This window comes from Thermoactinomyces sp. DSM 45892 (assembly GCF_900107305.1).
Lineage (GTDB): Bacteria > Bacillota > Bacilli > Thermoactinomycetales > Thermoactinomycetaceae > Baia.
On sequence record NZ_FNPL01000011.1, the window covers coordinates 108345 to 123534 of the forward strand.

Consider the following 15190-nt stretch of genomic DNA (forward strand, 5'->3'; position numbering starts at 1 on the left):
TAGTATGGCTAACTATGAAATTTGGGTACGGGATCGGAATTTGAATAGGGTCGGATCGGTTACGCACTTTAAGAAGTTTGAAATGGTCATGAAGTTCAATGATGTAGGTAAGTGGGTGCTGGAAGTCCCTATTGAATCTCCAGAAGCTAATTTATTATTAGAGGTGCGGAGACAGGGAAATGGTGTTGGCGGGATTCTTGTAACCCGTGATGGGGTTCCTATCTTTTCGGGGCCGATTCGCAATGTCGAGTTAAAGGATGATCAGAGAGACGAAGACGGTTACACCTTCTACGGCATAGATGATAACGGATTATTGGCCACACGATTAGCTTTGCCGCCTCCCTATCATTACATTGCTGGAGTGGGATACGGATATGACAAATTCAGAGGGAGAGCTGAATCCGCTATGATACATCTAGTTCGGAAGAACATAGGAGATCAAACGACTTCATCGTCTAGGAGTATCAGGGGATTAAAAACAAATCAAGATTTAAGAAGAGGGGAAGTTGTGGCGATCCGCTCCCGTCTGCATCCGCTTATTACAAAACTTCAAGAGGCGGCTACGATTGGGGGTGGTTTAGGGTTTAGGATGATCCAGACACAAAACGGAGTTCTAGATTTCCAAGTCTATCAACCCCAAAATAAAACGGATATCGTGGTATTCTCCCGTGATAGAGGAAACCTAGGGGCGTATCGTTATCAATTAGAAGCGCCGACGGGCAATCTAATCATAATTGGTGGAGGAGGTGAAGATACAGAAAGGACATTTATGTATAGTGGCGGTGACGGAGTTAATAGAAGTCTGTACGGAAGGATAGAAATGTTTGTAGATCAGCGGAATACAAGCGAACAAGAAGAACTTTTACAATCCCTGTACAAATCCTTAGATGATAACGACGAAAAAGCCAACCTAGAAATATCGCCTCTAGATGTTTCGCCGACACGATACCTGATTGATTACGATTTAGGAGATATCTGCACGGTTGAAGTTAGACAGGAACGTATCCAAGATGTGATTAGGTCTATTACTTTGAAATTAGATAAAGACGGGGAACAGATTGTACCTACGGTGGGGAATTCCCTAAAGGGAGTACGTCTATTAGACCAATATCGGAATTTAGAATCACGTATTGGAAACCTAGAAAGGAGGTGAGAACAGATGACAGCAGAATTAAGTAGCTTCCCTTGGTCAAACCAAGCCAGTTCAGAGGTGGAGTGGCGAGAGATGATGAGATTTTCCCGAAGCTCTGGAGTGATCGTTAGAGGGGAAGTGATGGATGAAAAAGAGTATGACTTGGCTGTTACATCTGGTATCGGTATGCAAGTCCAAATTGCACCGGGCTACAGTTACATAAAAGGTCACTTCTTTAAACACACAGGAGATTATTATCTTCTATCAATCAAACCCAACCAGACAGGAACCGAACGGGTAGACACCGTGGTTCTAAGGGCAGATTTCACCGCAAATAGCATGAATTATGCTGTTCTAGAAGCTTCTACCACACTAACACAAACTTCGACCATTTGGGAGATTGCTTTAGCCAAAATCACGATTCCAAAAGATGCAGAAGATAGTTCTGTGTTTTCCATACAAGATATGAGGGATTGCTCTGTTTCTTATGCCCTGGTTCCATCAACTAAGCAAAAATCTGAATCGAACAAGGTTTTTACGCTTCCTAATGATGTCTATACAACCCTTCCGCTACGTGAATTTGCGTGGAATTCAACGTCTGGTCAAAAGATATTGGATCAGATCATTGTCCCCCAAGATGGAATCTATATGGTACATGGGCGTATCAAATTTCCGTGGAGTCAACCTCCGGGACTCAGAGGATTGAAAATCCTAAAAAATGGAGAGGACATTGGTATAGTCAATCAAGTCTACACGGCCGGATATCCAATCGATATATCTTGTTCAGGGATGGCCAAGATGTTCAAAGGGGACTACCTAAACCTTCAAGGTGCGCAGATTACTGGTGACGATATGGACATAGAGATATTCGAAGCGGGTATAACGTGGATCGCTCCTATTAAGGTTGAGCCATAGAAAGGGGGTGATAGTTGGATGGATACAGAGAAGAGTGGCATATTCATTTCGGGTAAGGAAATGTACGAGTCTATAACGCAGATTGGAAATGAATTTCGAGATACATCACAGCAGATTTTAACTCGTCTTAGTGTGTTGGAATCAAAGTTTGAAGGATTGGGACAGACGGAAGAAAGAAGCCGTGAAGCACTCAGGAAAGCGGATGAGGCTTATCATATGGCTTCGAAAATAGAAAATCAGCAAGTATGGTTATGGAGAATCTTAGTTAGTTCCTTAGTCACAGGGGCGATTACGATTCTCTTTTCTTTTCTAAAAAAAACATTATAACGGGGGATTAAGTATATGAAAAATAATCGATGGAAAAACGGTGGTATGTGGATCAGTCTAACGGGGCTAGTCTTTTTATTTTTACAAAATATCGGGGTTGATGTATCTCCAGTCAAACAAGGAGCAATTACAACCCTTATTGACTCAATAGTAGGGTTGCTCGTAGTGTTGGGAATCTTAAACAATCCTACTACTGGAAATAAAGGCTTTCTAGACGATGCAAAGGGTTCAGATAACAAGGAGGTTACTAATAATGAGTAAACTTATATGCATTGACGCAGGTCATGGGGGAAAAGATCCGGGGGCTTGTGGATTTGGTTTAAAAGAAGCTGACGTTGTATTAAAGTTGGCAGAACTAGTTAATCAGCATTTCGGCTGCTATAATTGTTCTACTACACTGACAAGGAACCGTAATACATCTTCAAGCTATCCCAATGGCAAAGAGGGGCTACGAAAGCGGATTGCTTATGCAAATGCGAAGGGTGCGGACTTCTACCTCTCTTTGCATTGCAACGCTGGTAAAGGGTCCGGATTCGAGTCTTATGTGGCACAACCTGCACCGGCCCGTACTAAGAGCATTCAAAAGATAATTAATGACTATATACTAGGGTTCTTGAAAGGTCACAGGATCGGATCGCATGGGAATGCATCAAAAAATGATACTCAGGCGGCACGGGGTAGAATCGCCGTGGTACGTGATACAAAGATGAGTGCTGTCCTATTAGAGTGCCTGTTTATAGACAATCCAAACGAGAACAAGTTATTAAAGGATACAAATTTCTTAGATGGGCTTGCAAAGGTTATCGTACAGGGGACTGTTTCAGCTTTAGGAATAGAGAAAAAATAGACATGTAAAGGGGTACTGTTCACTTGATCTGAACAGTACCCCTTTTTTACATATATTCAAGTGGCTTTATGTCTGAACTGGAGGCGGTATTGGTTTTATTCCTTGAGCAACCGTAGTAAGAGAAGATACTGATGTTGTACTCTGTACCGTGTAAGCAAGAGCAGACGCAGATAGTATAGAAATACTCAATAAAACTTTAAAGGATTTCATCGTCATCGTAGTAGTCCCCTTTCAAATTCGCAGACTTCTGCAATTCAAAAGCTTGAGTTGCACATAATTGATACTCTACTTGATTTACAGGGTGCCATGAATCAGCAAGACGAGACCATGCTTTGTATTCTTGAATCTTAAAACTGTGCTGGTGGGAAAGGACTTGTGCTTGTTGGTAATATTGAACCGCTGAGGAATGATTATCTAGGTTGAGAGCAATATCACCCGATAATAATAGAGCATGGACGAGACTGTGAGCATCGTTATTGTCTGTTGCGGTTTTACATGCTTTAGAAACAAAAGGTAGTGCTTTGTCCCACAGCTTCTGTTCTAAATAGAGTTTACCTAACTTTAGATAGATAAATGAGACAGCTTCTGGGCGGTTAATTTGTTTTTCATCAAATTCAAGGGCCAATTCAAAATGATGTTCGGCTTCTTCGAAATTCCCCATAGAAAAGAAGCAATCACCAATACAAAGCCAAAACTCTAGCATCATGTTATAGGATTTAGCCATACCAGCCAATCTAAGCCCTTTTTCTGCATACTGTAGAGCCTCTGTGAGTTTACCTGATTTACGAGTATGACTTGCTTTTAGCCAATAATAGACTAATTGAACATTTGGATCTTGGATCTGATCGAGAGACGATTCTAGATAATCTAATGCCAGAATACCTTCAGATTTATTCATTTTATAACAATATAGTGATTTATTTAAATATAAAGCATATATAATGTGTTGTCTATCCCCATCAGGAACAAACGAACTAATTCCTTTATCGGTCAAGCATAGTGCTTCCTGTATGTCATTTTGACAGTCTTTACAGAAGCTTAATTCTGCATAACAAGCCGCTTCTATATTGTCTTCTTTCGATTCATCTTCTAGCAATTTAATAGTATGCAGAAATGTCTTTTCGGCTTGATCGAGATTACCAAATCCAATTAAACATTTTCCTTTCAAATAATAATACGTCGGTGCGAGATAGTGTGCCTCATTTATAGATTTCCTTTCTAGGTGATATAAGGCTTTTTTATACTGTCCAAACCTCAAGAGTGTTTCTACAGATCTTAATTGAATCTCAATTAAAGATGTGTTCTTTCTTTCTTGATCTAGTATGTCGGAAATATTAGCTAGTGGAACACCGAGTTTTTCAAGGAGATAGACGACTCTATCTAGTTTAAACTTACCAACACCACGCTCTACTTTGCTGATAGTAGATGATGATGCCTCCCCATCTCCTAAATCTCTTAAACGAAGACCTTGTTCGTTCCTTAGCTTTCTAATCAGTTGTCCTATCTCCTTTTGATTAGATTCGATTAACTGAACAACTTGTGGATCTAAATCAGTTGTCTTCATATATGTAGATCTCCTTTCTGTGACATAAAAAAGAAATTATGAAAAAATTAACTATCATAATTGTAATATATAGTGAAGCTATAAATAATTCAACAATTTCATATAAAATAAAAAATCAGTAACATAGAATCAAGCTTATGATTTTGTAGAAAAATAGAATTATTTTTCATTTGAATCATAAAACGTAGATTGTTATTTTAAAGTTGGCGCGCCAACTTTGTAAAAAAGCATAGACGATCAACTTTTTTTTCATTATTATCTAACTAGATCGAATGTTATTTTAAAAGGTGATCTATAAAAACGGAAGCTTAAGATTTAGGATTTATTATTTAACACTCTATAGATGGATTTTGTTCTAAAGTATTTGTCAAAAATACATACTTGACAGCTTCGTTATTACTCCATTCATATAAAAAAATGTATTTTGCAATTATTTTTCTATAAAAGAAAGGTAGTGATGACATGGTAGAGATTGAAATGGAAGGTTCTAAGGAAGAGGTTGAGTCTTTCATGTATGAACTTTATAGAAGCCCTAGCGTGAGGGTATTAGATCAGCATATTGAAATCAAGATTGTAGATAACAAGGTTCATCATTGCGTAAGATGTACCCTTCGTTCTCTTCCGGATAGAAGAAAGAATTTAATTCGTATTATCGATACAAATGGAATAAGGTTTGATTTCGAGATGTTCGATTTAGTACAAGCAAATGTAGTAGAGGATGTAAAGGTATATACGGGGAGGTCAATCGATTTTTTTAGTGTGATAAGGAAGGAAAATGAAGCTTACGAATTGTGGAAGAAGCTCAAAGCATCCTTTTACGAACATAGTTGAAAATTCTACAGGAGAAGGGGGTGATCACATGTAGGACAAGCAAACCTACTCCATTTAGCAAGTTGTCGATTCGGTTTGGGCTTTAGTAAGTACGAGGGAAGTAGAAATGTACGCTCGTCCTTTGTATTTTGGCACGTGCAAGACTAATGTAAAAGAATGAAGCTAATTTTGAGTGGGCAATCCATATGAGTTAAATGAATGATCGAAATGTATGATGGTTAAAATAGTTTCTCTTATTTTTTAGTGCAAAAAATTATATACATGATGGAGTGAATTCTAATGAAAAAACAAATTGCCGGAATGGTGATGGCATTGGTAGTGGTGGCTTCTCCTCAACTGGTAATGGCGAAAGAGAGTATTCAAATTGAAAAAAATACTCAAAATAGTGTAAACTTAAATGGTGTGAACACTATTACAATTAGTGAGAGGATGAATGCTCTTAATATTCCAAAGAAGACACAGGAAGCATTATTTACCAAACTGAAACAAGGTAAAATGTTGGATGCAGATAAGCCACACCGCTTCAATGTGACTGTGGATAGTAATGAAATCAAACAGGTCGTATATCCAGATGGGTCTGTAGAAGAGTTTGGAGCAGTACCAACAGAGTCTTCCCCTACGAAAACAAATTTACCTACTGTACGTAAGGTCTACACTGTGAAGGACAGTAGCCTAATTGCTGATTCTAAAGCTGATGTGAGGTTAAATAGTGTACTGAGTTTGGATGAGTTGGTTTCAACCGGTAAAATTGAAGTTAAAGGTGATGGATCATCAAGTACAAAAATAAGAGAACAATGTAGTACACGATATTGCACATATGATCGCAAAGTCTATCGATGGGGTACATTAACAAGCGGATCATTTTTTGTTCGATATGTTACCATGTCAGGGTCAGAAGATATGATCGAAAGTATTTGGGACCCTGCTGTATCTGCAAGAGCGGGTACAGCTACACAAAGAGCATTCACGATCAGTAAAAAAAGGGAAGATAGCGCAAGTTGGGCTAGAGCGTACCTAAGATGGGACAATGTGCTTACAGGGGGCGCAGGTAGTTACACAAATCTTCTACGTTTCTTTGTTGGAAATGATACGTTTTCCGTGACTTACTCCAACGATTGATAAGTTTGGAGGTGATGAGAGTGAGTGGTGTTGAGTTTTCGAATCTTTTGATACTGTTACCGATGCTTTTAGTTATAGGGCTATGTGCTGTTGCTCTGGTACAGCTTATCCGAGTTCTATCACTAGCTGTACCTATTTTGAAAAAGAAAAACGAAAAAAAAAGTAATCTAAAAAGTTAGTGATTCCCCTGTGATAACCTAATCTCGTCGGAGATAGCTATCACAGGGGCTTTGTTTGTGTTTACTAACTAATATAAAAAAATGGGTGGTAATTGCATATTCATATATTGCATTATTACAAATATTAAAAGAATAAATACATGTCAAAAATCCTCAGCTCCTGCATACCTTGAACAGAGGTGATGACATTGGAAGAGGATTTTTGTCCAGATGCAACCTATCATATAGGGAATACGACGATTCACATAGTAGCACCCAAGATAACAGAAGAAGAGCGACAGAAAAGGCTGGAAGAGATTAAGAAACTAATTATACAGTTAAAGTGGTCTAATGAATCGAAGTTAAATAATGAACAAGATAAGCAACAAAAAACGATAAGTAAACAATAAACAAGTTTGCTATACAAACAAAAATAACCTAAAAAGGGGTCCCGACAGAAAAACGCGGATTTCATACGCTCAGGATTAAAATAGTAGGCGAACCCGATTTTTCACTACGCTAAGTGAAAAATCGGGTTCGCCTACTATTTTAATCAAAACATTATTTTTGTTTCTTTAACAGAAGATTCCTTGCTTCTTGTTCCATTCTTCCAGTATTAGCAGCAGCAATGACCATTTCTCTCATACCTTGGGCAATATTTTTTTGGTTTTCAGAAATTTTAGCAATCATTTCATATATGCCATTCATAACTTGTTCACTCCCTTTCATGTCCTATCTTTCTCAGTTCATCATACTCATTTACTCCCAAAACTTCCTCCGCTTATTGGCAATTAACAAATTAATTTTCTTGTTTTTAACGAGTATATATCGTTCATTGGTAGCAAATTTATACCAAGCCAAAGTACCAAAGGGATAAAACTTCCTTTGGTACTTGTTTATCTAGGGAAATTGGAAGTGACAACAAAATGGAAGGTACGCTAGAACAAATGCTTCGTGGGAGATCATTCAAACAATATTTTAAAGATGCTTTAGGCTTTAAAGATTCGACCCTATCTGACGGCTTTGTATATGTAGACTCAGCCCTTGGATCAGATATGGATAGACCGCCAGCGAAGCGACTACCTTCATTAAGCAACATAAGTACACTAATGTTAGTGTATGGTGAACAAGGGGCACATAGTTTAAGGCAATGAAAATGCCTTAAAACATCCTCTTTACGGTTGAAAAGACTTACAGGGAACACCTGAATCACACATTACAACAGACTTTTTTCATACAGTCATCTGTATAATGTACTTTGGGTTACGTTATTTTCTGCTATCATGTTTTCAAATAAAATCCCATCTTTAGCTAGTCCATCGATGTTAGGGCTAATATCGTCGTGGTACCCATAACATCCTAAACGGTCTGCTCGCAAGGTATCAATTGCAATGAGTATGATTTTCAAAAAGTACACCTACTTTCCATCAGGATGATATGAATAACATATGATGACTGAGTGGAATCGGTGTTTATTTCAATTGGTATCATATTGGCATACTCATACCGTTTTCATAATAAGATAAAACAATATACCTCATCTACAAAAGGAGATAATCACATTGGAAATGAAATTATCTATTTTAGTACCTACAACCATTGAACGACTTACTCATGCATCTAGGACGATGGCTGAATTGCAAAGGCAAGCCCATAACCTTCCTGCAGAAGTATTGGTTTTAGTTGATAATAGAAAGAGCACTATAGGAGCTAAGAGAAATACACTGATGGATCTAGCACAGGGTGCATTTATCTCTTTTGTTGATGATGATGATCGAATTGAGATAGATTATGTTCAAGCTCTATTAGAATGCATTGATCAGCATCCGGATGCAGATTGTATTACGTTTGATGTTGAAGTAAATTTAAGTGGATTAACAAAGAAATTGTGCAAATATGATGTGAGCTACTCACATTCTGAGGATGAACATTGTTACTATCGTAAACCAAATAGTCGAGTGTGTTATGCAAAAAAAATAGCTGTCCAACACCGGTATCAAGATAGTAATTACGGAGAAGATGATGAATGGGGATGGAGAGCATCTCAGTCGATAAGGAAGCAAGTTCAAATAAACAAGACATTATATTTTTATGATTATATCTTGAAAAGGCCTTCCGATAACCGTGGGTTAAGAGAATGGGAAGATCATTTAATGCTACACTCATTAAACAAATGATAAACGAGATAAAAAAGAACGGACTCTTGCAAATGTGAGAGTCCATTTCTTTTTTATCTGAGCGGTCTGTACAGAAGAAGGGTCTTTTATATAAGCAAAATGAACGAACCTAAGGCATAATTCCTCCATATAATATGCAGAAATCACTGTGTCTTGGGAAAGGACCAGATGTGTATGAGAATTTTTTTCATTTCATCGGGATGTGGGTTTGAGTTTCAGAACCACCTGTCAGACGAGGACTCTAGCATTTTGGCAGGATTGGAATCTATTGAAAAAAAGAGGGCAAATTTTCATTTTGACAAATTTATGATTCGACAAGATAAGCGAAAAGAATTGATTCCAAAAATTAAGGCGTTCCGTCCAGATTTTGTTTTGGTGTTCCGTGGACCGTTTTTACCTGCTCATTATGTGAAATCCGTGAGAAAAATGAAGATCCCGATCGGAATATGGGTGGTGGATGATCCATATCGTTTGAAGACGCATAAAGAGTTAGTCCAGCCTTATAATTTAGTCATCACACAAGATAGTAATAGTGTTCCATTTTACCAAGGACTAGGGAAAACAGTGATTCATTTGCCATTGGCGGTAAATCCAGAGAAATATCGACCGATGAAAGTAGGAGAGAAGTATCAATCTGATATTTGTTTTGTAGGGAGTGCCTTTCCGATTCGACTCCGTTACTTTGATCAATTGACCCCGATTCTTTTAAAGAATAAAACCAAGATTATCGGTCAATGGTGGGAGAAGCTAAGCAATTATTCTAAGTTAAAGAAATGTATTTTAAATACCCCTATCCCTCCTGATGAGGTTATCAAATATTACAACGGTGCGAAAATCGTGCTTAATATTCACCGTACGAATAATGATCGAAAAGATAATCCGAAAAACATAGCGGCACATACACCTAATAATCGAACTTATGAGATTGCCGCTTGTAAATCGTTTCAGTTAACCACATGGCGTACTGACCTTTATCAACACTTCGCAGAAGGAGAAATTGCGAGTTTCCATACATTAAATGAATTAAAAGAAAAGATTTACTACTACTTGTCACGTCAAGAGGAACGAGAGGATATGGCGGCAAAAGCATATCAAAATGTTCGCCGTATGCATACGTACCAGAAGCGAATCCATGATTTACTTGAGTATTTGGAAGGTCATGTTCATTATAAGAAAAACCGCGGCTGAAACCCATTAGTTGCGGTTTATTTGTTTTTTATACACAAAATGATAGTGAATTGACTCTTATGGACCATTACCTTCTATTCGTACCCGAGATAAGATATAGGGTGCTGAAATACATAACTAGGAGGTCGACATGTTTCAATCATTTCAAAACGAATCCGATTTTTACTGGGAACTTGTTAAGAAGAACGTTGGTGTCTATTCAAAAGAGGAACAACTTACATTAAAAGAAGCGAAAGTCGTTATTTTTGGATTAGGTGGAGTGGGAGGAATGCAAGCAATTCTCTGTGCTCGTATGGGAATTGGCCATATCACGGGTGTTGATGCAGACGAGTTTGAAGTCTCCAATATGAATCGTCAGATGCTTGCATCTACTTCTGTATTAAGAGAAGCGAAGGCAAAAGTAGCTGAGAAAACAGTGAAAGATATCAACCCGTACATATCAACTCGCTTTGTCCAAACCATGGTGGATGAAGAAAATGTAATGGATCTCATTAGAGATCACGATGTAGTGATTGAAGCAGTTGATGATATGCCTTCACGGGTTATTATCCATCGAACTGCTCGCGAGCTAGGTGTTCCTAGTGTGGGGATGTCGGGTAGCCCGCCTAATCGGGGCTTTGTATCTTCCTTTTTTCCAGATGGAGTACATTATGAAGATATCTTAAATCTACCCGGTAAAGGGATCAAACTGACTGATGAAAGTGTGCGGAGACAAATTGCTGACATAAAGAAAGAACGAGCTCGGTACTCAGTGGAACAAGGGGCTCCGAAGGAATGGGCCGATCAATTTTGTGAAGGAAAAGCGGGTTGGATTATTACGCCTGTAAGAGCTATGCTGTTAGCCACTTTTAGTTTCCACGAAGCAGTTCAGATTATAACGAAACGTCCCCCCTCGGCTCCCGCACCTAAAGCGTTACTCATTAATTTGGATACAGAACAACCTGTCCAAATAAAAACGGCACCAGATGGTGGTTGGAATTATGCACATCTCTAAAAAATGGGAGGAAGCCAAAATGGAAATCCAAACTACACAAAATCTATATGAAGCAAGCTTTGTTCGTAACTTAGGTGTTATTTCAAAAGAAGAGCAAGAGAAGCTCCGGAACGGACGTGTCACCGTAGTAGGAGCAGGTGGGGTGGGAGGAATTACTCTAATCCAACTAGCCCGTATGGGAGTTGGGCATGTTCATGTAATTGATCGTGATGTATTTGAAGCGAGTAATTTGAACAGACAAATGCTTAGTTCGGTAAGCCGAATTGCTAAAAGCAAAGCAGAGTCTGCTAGAGAGACACTGGAAGATATCAATCCGGATATCCAGGTGAAAGTAACAGAGCAGTTTGTAACCGAAGAGAACGCGGAGGAGTTGTTACAAGGTGCGGATGTAATCATCGATGCAACAGATAATCTAGTTGCACGAGTCATTATTCATCGTACCGCTGTGAAACTAGGGATTCCATCTATTTGGATTGCGGTAACCCCACCATTTAGAGGGGGCGTTATGTCTCTGACACCTACCTCATCCCCATATGAAGTGGTTTTGAGTCATCCTTCCTATCAACAACCTTTGACCGAAGAGATGAAAGAGAAAATCAATGCTTTAAAGGATGGGCGTGCAGTTCATTCTGTCCAGTACGGAGCAGACAAGAACTGGGCAAATTCTTATGTAAAGAAAGAATCTCCATGGGCAGTTCTTGCTCCAGTAGCAAATATAGTAGGTGTTTTAGCTAGTTTTGAAGCGTTTAAATTTCTGGTGAAACGAGAGGATCTAAAACCCGTTATCGGCCCAGATTTAATCCGTATTAACCTTGCAAGTCATCAAATGGTAGAGGTACAAACGCCAGCGGAAGGATACTGGGACAATACTGTTTTATAAGGTGAGGGATCGAGATGACTCAGGTTGTGATTGCTTTTTTACTCATTGCAGGCGTATCAGCTCTTTTTAAGGATTATTGGTTAGCTTCCTCAGCTGTTGTATTGCTCTTGGTTTATTTGATCCAATGGAAGCCGATGATCATGCTGTTACAGAAACACTCTTTCCATGTAGGAATCTTCTTTTTAATGATGTTTCTCTTGTTCCCTTTAACCAATGAAAAGATAGATTTACTTGCTTTGGCCAAGGAATTATTCTCTCCTATCGGGTTATTCGCGCTTCTAGCCGGTTTTCTTGTTTCGTATGTAGGAGGAAAAGGGATTGGCGTTCTTTCTACCCAGCCGGTGATCTTATTTGGCGTTATTATCGGGACCCTTGTGGCTGTTCTCTTTTTCCGTGGTCTGCCAGCAGGACTTATTATTGCAGCTGGATTGATTGCGATTTCCAAGTATTTTGTCTCAACATAGATGGAGGAAATAAAAAATGAAGTGTAAAAAATTATTACCCGTAGTAGCTGTTATATCGATTGGCTTAAGTATTGTACTGAGTGGATGTCAATCAGATACAAGCTTGACTCAAAAGAAAGAGTCGATTTCCTTAGAGGAAACAAAGATAGCATCAGAGGGCGGGGTTCAAATTTACCTTCGTCATAAGAAACAAACCAAAGCAAAAGAAGCTGTTCTTTTTCTAGAACCTTTTAGTGTACCAACTGCAAAAGCATTTGATGTGCCGGGCTATTCCTGGATGGATGATTTAGCTAGCAAAGGATACGATACATGGGCGATGGACTTTAGAGGGTTTGGGGGATCTACCCGTCCAGAGGAAATGAATCAACCTCCTAATCAAAACAAACCTGTGGTTACCCATACAGAAGCGATAAAAGATCTATCTGCCACTGTGGAACATATTAAGAAAACACAAAAGGTAGAGAAAGTAAGTATTGTGGGTTGGTCATGGGGAGCGGTAGTAGCAGGTGAATATGCAACTCAGAAGCCAGAAAATGTAAATAAATTAGTTCTCTATGGGTTTATGCACGGTTTTTCTCTACCTTCGATGACAAAGCCGTTTGAATCTCCAGAAAAACCAGGTGAGTTTAATCCTAAGTCTCCTGCTTATCAAGTGATTGACTTTGATAAAGGAATGCACCATTGGCACATGATGATGAACGGAAAAGCACTTGCCTCGGATGATGCGATGAAACAAGTACGAACGACCTTTATAGAGTCTGACGATACAAGTAAAACAAGAGAAAATCAAGCGATTCGTCGCCCTATGGGTCCTCTGCAAGATTTGTTTTCGATTTGGACCAATCGTCCACTTTATGACATATCTAAAATCACGAGTCCTACACTGGTCATCTATGGGGACTCAGATTTCTTTGCCGAAAAAAATCTGCTGCAGAAGCTAACAGGCGTAAAGAATAAAAAAGAGGTCGTCATTCCAGAAGCTACACACTGGGCTTTATATGAAAAAAATAGAGATCAACTGCTAAAAGCAACGGAACAATTCTTACAAACAAAGTAGTAAGTGGAGGAGAATGAGATTGCATCTAAAAATATTAGACTCTACTTTGAGAGAAGGCGAACAGCAATCGGGGGTTCGCTTCCATAGTCAAGATAAGATCCATCTGCTGCGCCTTTTAGAAGAGTTTCAAGTGGATATTATAGAGGTGGGGCATCCAGGGATTTCTCCAGAAGACGAACAAGTCTGCAGAGAAGTGGCAAAGGCTGCTGAGCGCGTGGAAACGCTGATGCATGCACGAGCGATTTCAGAAGAGGTCCGAGCCGTTTATAGAGCTGGTGCGGACTGGATTGGAATTTGGGCTTCCATAAATCCGATTTCACTTACTGCTAAATTTGGGGATAAGACACCTGCTCAGATAAAAGATCGAGTCGCTTACGCGATTGAAGAAGCAAAAAAGCTAGGACTCCAAGTTCGATTTACGATGGAGGATGCCTCTCGTACTTCATGGGAGGATCTTCTCTATCTAGGAAAAGCGGCAGTGGGTGCAGGGGCTGATCGTATTAGTTTAGCAGATACAGTTGGTATCTGGACGCCTAATGAATGTGGGGGGACAGTAAGACGGGCAGTTGAAGAGATTCACTCTGATATTGAAGTTCATTTGCATAATGATCTCGGGTTGGCAACGGCTAATGCATTAGCTGCCATTGATGCAGGAGCTTCGGTTATCGATACTTCAATACTGGGAATTGGAGAAAGAACTGGCATCGTGGATCTCCTTCAACTAGCTGTCATCTTAAAAGAGAAAAAAGGATTTCAGCACTTTCCGTTAGAAAGAATCCTTGAGTTATCTCAAATAGTCCAATGGGCAACTAGATACCGTCCCGATCATTTGAGACCGATCGTGGGAAAAAATGCATTTACACATACATCTAGATATCATGTACAAGCTGTACAAAAAGAGGCTCCTGCCTATGAGATGTTCCCTCCAGAGCGGGTTGGACGGAAGAGGAGGGTAATAGAGGAGAGACCCCAATTGGATTCGCCCGTACTGTCTGCGGCCCTGCAAATAGGAAGTCCATTTGAAAAGGGAGCTTCTGAATTAAAATATCATCGAAATGGACCCGGAACCAGGTGGGTGCTGATGGATCATCGGGTGGATTCCCGCTCTACCTTATATGCAATCCAGCGCACCTTCGATGACAATGAACCTGAAAATCATGTAGATCGTCATACACATGATTGCGATAGTGTATTTGTCTTTTGGGGAGATCATGCGGATGGAACTGGTTTAACATGTTGCGTGCAAATGGAAAAAGAAGAGAAGGTAGTTCATAGTCCAGCTTCTATCTTTATTCCAGCTGGAATGGAGCATGCTTATTATTACGTCTCTGGTAAAGGAACCTATACAAATATTGTATTAGCACCTGAATATAATCAAAGTTTGCGTTTGTAGAACTGTAATGGCGACCTTCGCGGGATCGCCTTTTTTATTTAATAACTACCTCGAGATGAGCAAATTCGCTTGAAATAATTTACAAATGATCAAAAAGAAAGACATGGTACCCCCTGTGTAGAAGTTATTGGTTCCCGCCAAATA

At 39.3% G+C, this 15190-nt stretch carries 20 protein-coding genes; 16 read left to right on the plus strand and 4 right to left on the minus strand.

Features of this window, described 5'->3' with window-relative positions; genetic code table 11:
• Positions 1-4 precede the first annotated feature (4 nt).
• Genes BLU58_RS10485 through BLU58_RS10505 form a run of 5 tightly spaced genes read left to right on the plus strand, consistent with a single transcriptional unit; the run spans position 5 to position 3221 of the window.
• Positions 5-1153 (plus strand): Gp37-like protein, encoded by a 1149-nt coding sequence (locus BLU58_RS10485; protein WP_093292163.1) that lies wholly within the window; start codon positions 5-7, stop codon positions 1151-1153.
• 6 nt (positions 1154-1159) lie between these two features.
• Positions 1160-2047, plus strand: coding sequence for a hypothetical protein (locus BLU58_RS10490; RefSeq protein ID WP_093292164.1), 888 nt, complete (start codon positions 1160-1162; stop codon positions 2045-2047).
• Positions 2048-2065: 18 nt separating this feature from the next.
• Entirely contained in the window at positions 2066-2374 is a 309-nt protein-coding gene (locus BLU58_RS10495) for a hemolysin XhlA family protein (RefSeq protein WP_093292165.1), read from the plus strand.
• A 15-nt stretch (positions 2375-2389) separates the two neighbouring features.
• A complete protein-coding gene (locus tag BLU58_RS10500) occupies positions 2390-2635 on the plus strand; it encodes a phage holin (protein ID WP_093292166.1) in 246 nt (81 codons plus the stop codon).
• Positions 2628-3221 carry an N-acetylmuramoyl-L-alanine amidase gene (locus tag BLU58_RS10505; protein WP_176786615.1) on the plus strand — a complete coding sequence of 198 codons (594 nt, stop codon included), beginning with the start codon at positions 2628-2630 and terminating at the stop codon, positions 3219-3221. Before BLU58_RS10500 ends, BLU58_RS10505 begins: the two co-directional genes overlap by 8 nt.
• Before the next feature lie 66 nt (positions 3222-3287).
• On the opposite strand, the gene BLU58_RS16465 is transcribed toward BLU58_RS10505, so the two are convergent.
• The gene (locus BLU58_RS16465) at positions 3288-3437 is read right to left on the minus strand and encodes a hypothetical protein (protein ID WP_176786616.1); all 150 of its coding nucleotides are present in this window, start codon (positions 3435-3437) and stop codon (positions 3288-3290) included.
• Complete coding sequence (locus BLU58_RS10510; RefSeq protein WP_093292168.1) at positions 3418-4785, minus strand: helix-turn-helix domain-containing protein; 1368 nt, start codon at positions 4783-4785, stop codon at positions 3418-3420. Before BLU58_RS10510 ends, BLU58_RS16465 begins: the two co-directional genes overlap by 20 nt.
• A 462-nt stretch (positions 4786-5247) precedes the next feature.
• Here BLU58_RS10510 and BLU58_RS10515 point away from each other — a divergent pair, with 462 nt between their 5' ends.
• The 3 genes from BLU58_RS10515 to BLU58_RS10525 all read left to right on the plus strand — a co-directional run bounded on the left by BLU58_RS10515 (position 5248) and on the right by BLU58_RS10525 (position 7303).
• Entirely contained in the window at positions 5248-5616 is a 369-nt protein-coding gene (locus BLU58_RS10515) for a hypothetical protein (RefSeq protein WP_093292169.1), read from the plus strand.
• 279 nt (positions 5617-5895) lie between these two features.
• Positions 5896-6735, plus strand: coding sequence for a hypothetical protein (locus tag BLU58_RS10520; RefSeq protein WP_093292170.1), 840 nt, complete (start codon positions 5896-5898; stop codon positions 6733-6735).
• Positions 6736-7102: 367 nt separating this feature from the next.
• On the plus strand, positions 7103-7303 hold the full coding sequence (locus tag BLU58_RS10525) for a hypothetical protein (RefSeq protein ID WP_093292171.1): 201 nt from the start codon (positions 7103-7105) through the stop codon (positions 7301-7303).
• A gap of 151 nt (positions 7304-7454) precedes the next feature.
• On the opposite strand, the gene BLU58_RS16470 is transcribed toward BLU58_RS10525, so the two are convergent.
• Positions 7455-7601: a hypothetical protein gene (locus BLU58_RS16470; RefSeq protein ID WP_176786617.1), complete on the minus strand. Its 147-nt coding sequence runs from the start codon at positions 7599-7601 to the stop codon at positions 7455-7457.
• A 218-nt stretch (positions 7602-7819) separates the two neighbouring features.
• Between BLU58_RS16470 and BLU58_RS10530 the strand changes: the two genes are divergently transcribed.
• Positions 7820-8047 (plus strand): hypothetical protein, encoded by a 228-nt coding sequence (locus BLU58_RS10530; RefSeq protein ID WP_093292172.1) that lies wholly within the window; start codon positions 7820-7822, stop codon positions 8045-8047.
• Between the two features lie 86 nt (positions 8048-8133).
• On the opposite strand, the gene BLU58_RS16110 is transcribed toward BLU58_RS10530, so the two are convergent.
• Positions 8134-8301, minus strand: coding sequence for a sulfatase-like hydrolase/transferase (locus tag BLU58_RS16110; RefSeq protein WP_143123767.1), 168 nt, complete (start codon positions 8299-8301; stop codon positions 8134-8136).
• Positions 8302-8461: 160 nt separating this feature from the next.
• Between BLU58_RS16110 and BLU58_RS10535 the strand changes: the two genes are divergently transcribed.
• From BLU58_RS10535 to BLU58_RS10565, 7 genes are all read left to right on the plus strand, one after another.
• The gene (locus BLU58_RS10535) at positions 8462-9070 is read left to right on the plus strand and encodes a glycosyltransferase family 2 protein (protein ID WP_176786619.1); all 609 of its coding nucleotides are present in this window, start codon (positions 8462-8464) and stop codon (positions 9068-9070) included.
• A 249-nt stretch (positions 9071-9319) separates the two neighbouring features.
• The gene (locus tag BLU58_RS10540; protein WP_176786618.1) at positions 9320-10258 is read left to right on the plus strand and encodes a CgeB family protein; all 939 of its coding nucleotides are present in this window, start codon (positions 9320-9322) and stop codon (positions 10256-10258) included.
• Positions 10259-10388: 130 nt separating this feature from the next.
• Positions 10389-11252, plus strand: a complete 864-nt coding sequence (locus BLU58_RS10545; RefSeq protein ID WP_093292174.1) for a HesA/MoeB/ThiF family protein — start codon at positions 10389-10391, stop codon at positions 11250-11252.
• Between the two features lie 19 nt (positions 11253-11271).
• Positions 11272-12132 carry a HesA/MoeB/ThiF family protein gene (locus BLU58_RS10550; RefSeq protein WP_093292185.1) on the plus strand — a complete coding sequence of 287 codons (861 nt, stop codon included), beginning with the start codon at positions 11272-11274 and terminating at the stop codon, positions 12130-12132.
• Positions 12133-12146: 14 nt separating this feature from the next.
• Positions 12147-12596, plus strand: a complete 450-nt coding sequence (locus BLU58_RS10555) for a DUF441 family protein (RefSeq protein ID WP_369813749.1) — start codon at positions 12147-12149, stop codon at positions 12594-12596.
• Positions 12597-12612: 16 nt separating this feature from the next.
• Positions 12613-13653 carry an alpha/beta fold hydrolase gene (locus BLU58_RS10560; RefSeq protein ID WP_093292175.1) on the plus strand — a complete coding sequence of 347 codons (1041 nt, stop codon included), beginning with the start codon at positions 12613-12615 and terminating at the stop codon, positions 13651-13653.
• A 13-nt stretch (positions 13654-13666) separates the two neighbouring features.
• Positions 13667-15046 (plus strand): LeuA family protein, encoded by a 1380-nt coding sequence (locus tag BLU58_RS10565; RefSeq protein WP_093292176.1) that lies wholly within the window; start codon positions 13667-13669, stop codon positions 15044-15046.
• Positions 15047-15190: the final 144 nt, after the last annotated feature.

What these genes read in the sequence shown, in the direction of transcription:
- BLU58_RS10485 (WP_093292163.1), top strand. Translation starts at nt 5, where the DNA reads ATGGCTAACTATGAAATTTGGGTACGGGATCGGAATTTGAATAGGGTC.
- BLU58_RS10490 (WP_093292164.1), top strand. Translation starts at nt 1,160, where the DNA reads ATGACAGCAGAATTAAGTAGCTTCCCTTGGTCAAACCAAGCCAGTTCA.
- BLU58_RS10495 (WP_093292165.1), top strand. Translation starts at nt 2,066, where the DNA reads ATGGATACAGAGAAGAGTGGCATATTCATTTCGGGTAAGGAAATGTAC.
- BLU58_RS10500 (WP_093292166.1), top strand. Translation starts at nt 2,390, where the DNA reads ATGAAAAATAATCGATGGAAAAACGGTGGTATGTGGATCAGTCTAACG.
- BLU58_RS10505 (WP_176786615.1), top strand. Translation starts at nt 2,628, where the DNA reads ATGAGTAAACTTATATGCATTGACGCAGGTCATGGGGGAAAAGATCCG.
- BLU58_RS16465 (WP_176786616.1), bottom strand. Translation starts at nt 3,437, where the DNA reads ATGACGATGAAATCCTTTAAAGTTTTATTGAGTATTTCTATACTATCT.
- BLU58_RS10510 (WP_093292168.1), bottom strand. Translation starts at nt 4,785, where the DNA reads ATGAAGACAACTGATTTAGATCCACAAGTTGTTCAGTTAATCGAATCT.
- BLU58_RS10515 (WP_093292169.1), top strand. Translation starts at nt 5,248, where the DNA reads ATGGTAGAGATTGAAATGGAAGGTTCTAAGGAAGAGGTTGAGTCTTTC.
- BLU58_RS10520 (WP_093292170.1), top strand. Translation starts at nt 5,896, where the DNA reads ATGAAAAAACAAATTGCCGGAATGGTGATGGCATTGGTAGTGGTGGCT.
- BLU58_RS16470 (WP_176786617.1), bottom strand. Translation starts at nt 7,601, where the DNA reads ATGAATGGCATATATGAAATGATTGCTAAAATTTCTGAAAACCAAAAA.
- BLU58_RS10530 (WP_093292172.1), top strand. Translation starts at nt 7,820, where the DNA reads ATGGAAGGTACGCTAGAACAAATGCTTCGTGGGAGATCATTCAAACAA.
- BLU58_RS10535 (WP_176786619.1), top strand. Translation starts at nt 8,462, where the DNA reads ATGAAATTATCTATTTTAGTACCTACAACCATTGAACGACTTACTCAT.
- BLU58_RS10545 (WP_093292174.1), top strand. Translation starts at nt 10,389, where the DNA reads ATGTTTCAATCATTTCAAAACGAATCCGATTTTTACTGGGAACTTGTT.
- BLU58_RS10550 (WP_093292185.1), top strand. Translation starts at nt 11,272, where the DNA reads ATGGAAATCCAAACTACACAAAATCTATATGAAGCAAGCTTTGTTCGT.
- BLU58_RS10555 (WP_369813749.1), top strand. Translation starts at nt 12,147, where the DNA reads ATGACTCAGGTTGTGATTGCTTTTTTACTCATTGCAGGCGTATCAGCT.
- BLU58_RS10560 (WP_093292175.1), top strand. Translation starts at nt 12,613, where the DNA reads ATGAAGTGTAAAAAATTATTACCCGTAGTAGCTGTTATATCGATTGGC.
- BLU58_RS10565 (WP_093292176.1), top strand. Translation starts at nt 13,667, where the DNA reads ATGAGATTGCATCTAAAAATATTAGACTCTACTTTGAGAGAAGGCGAA.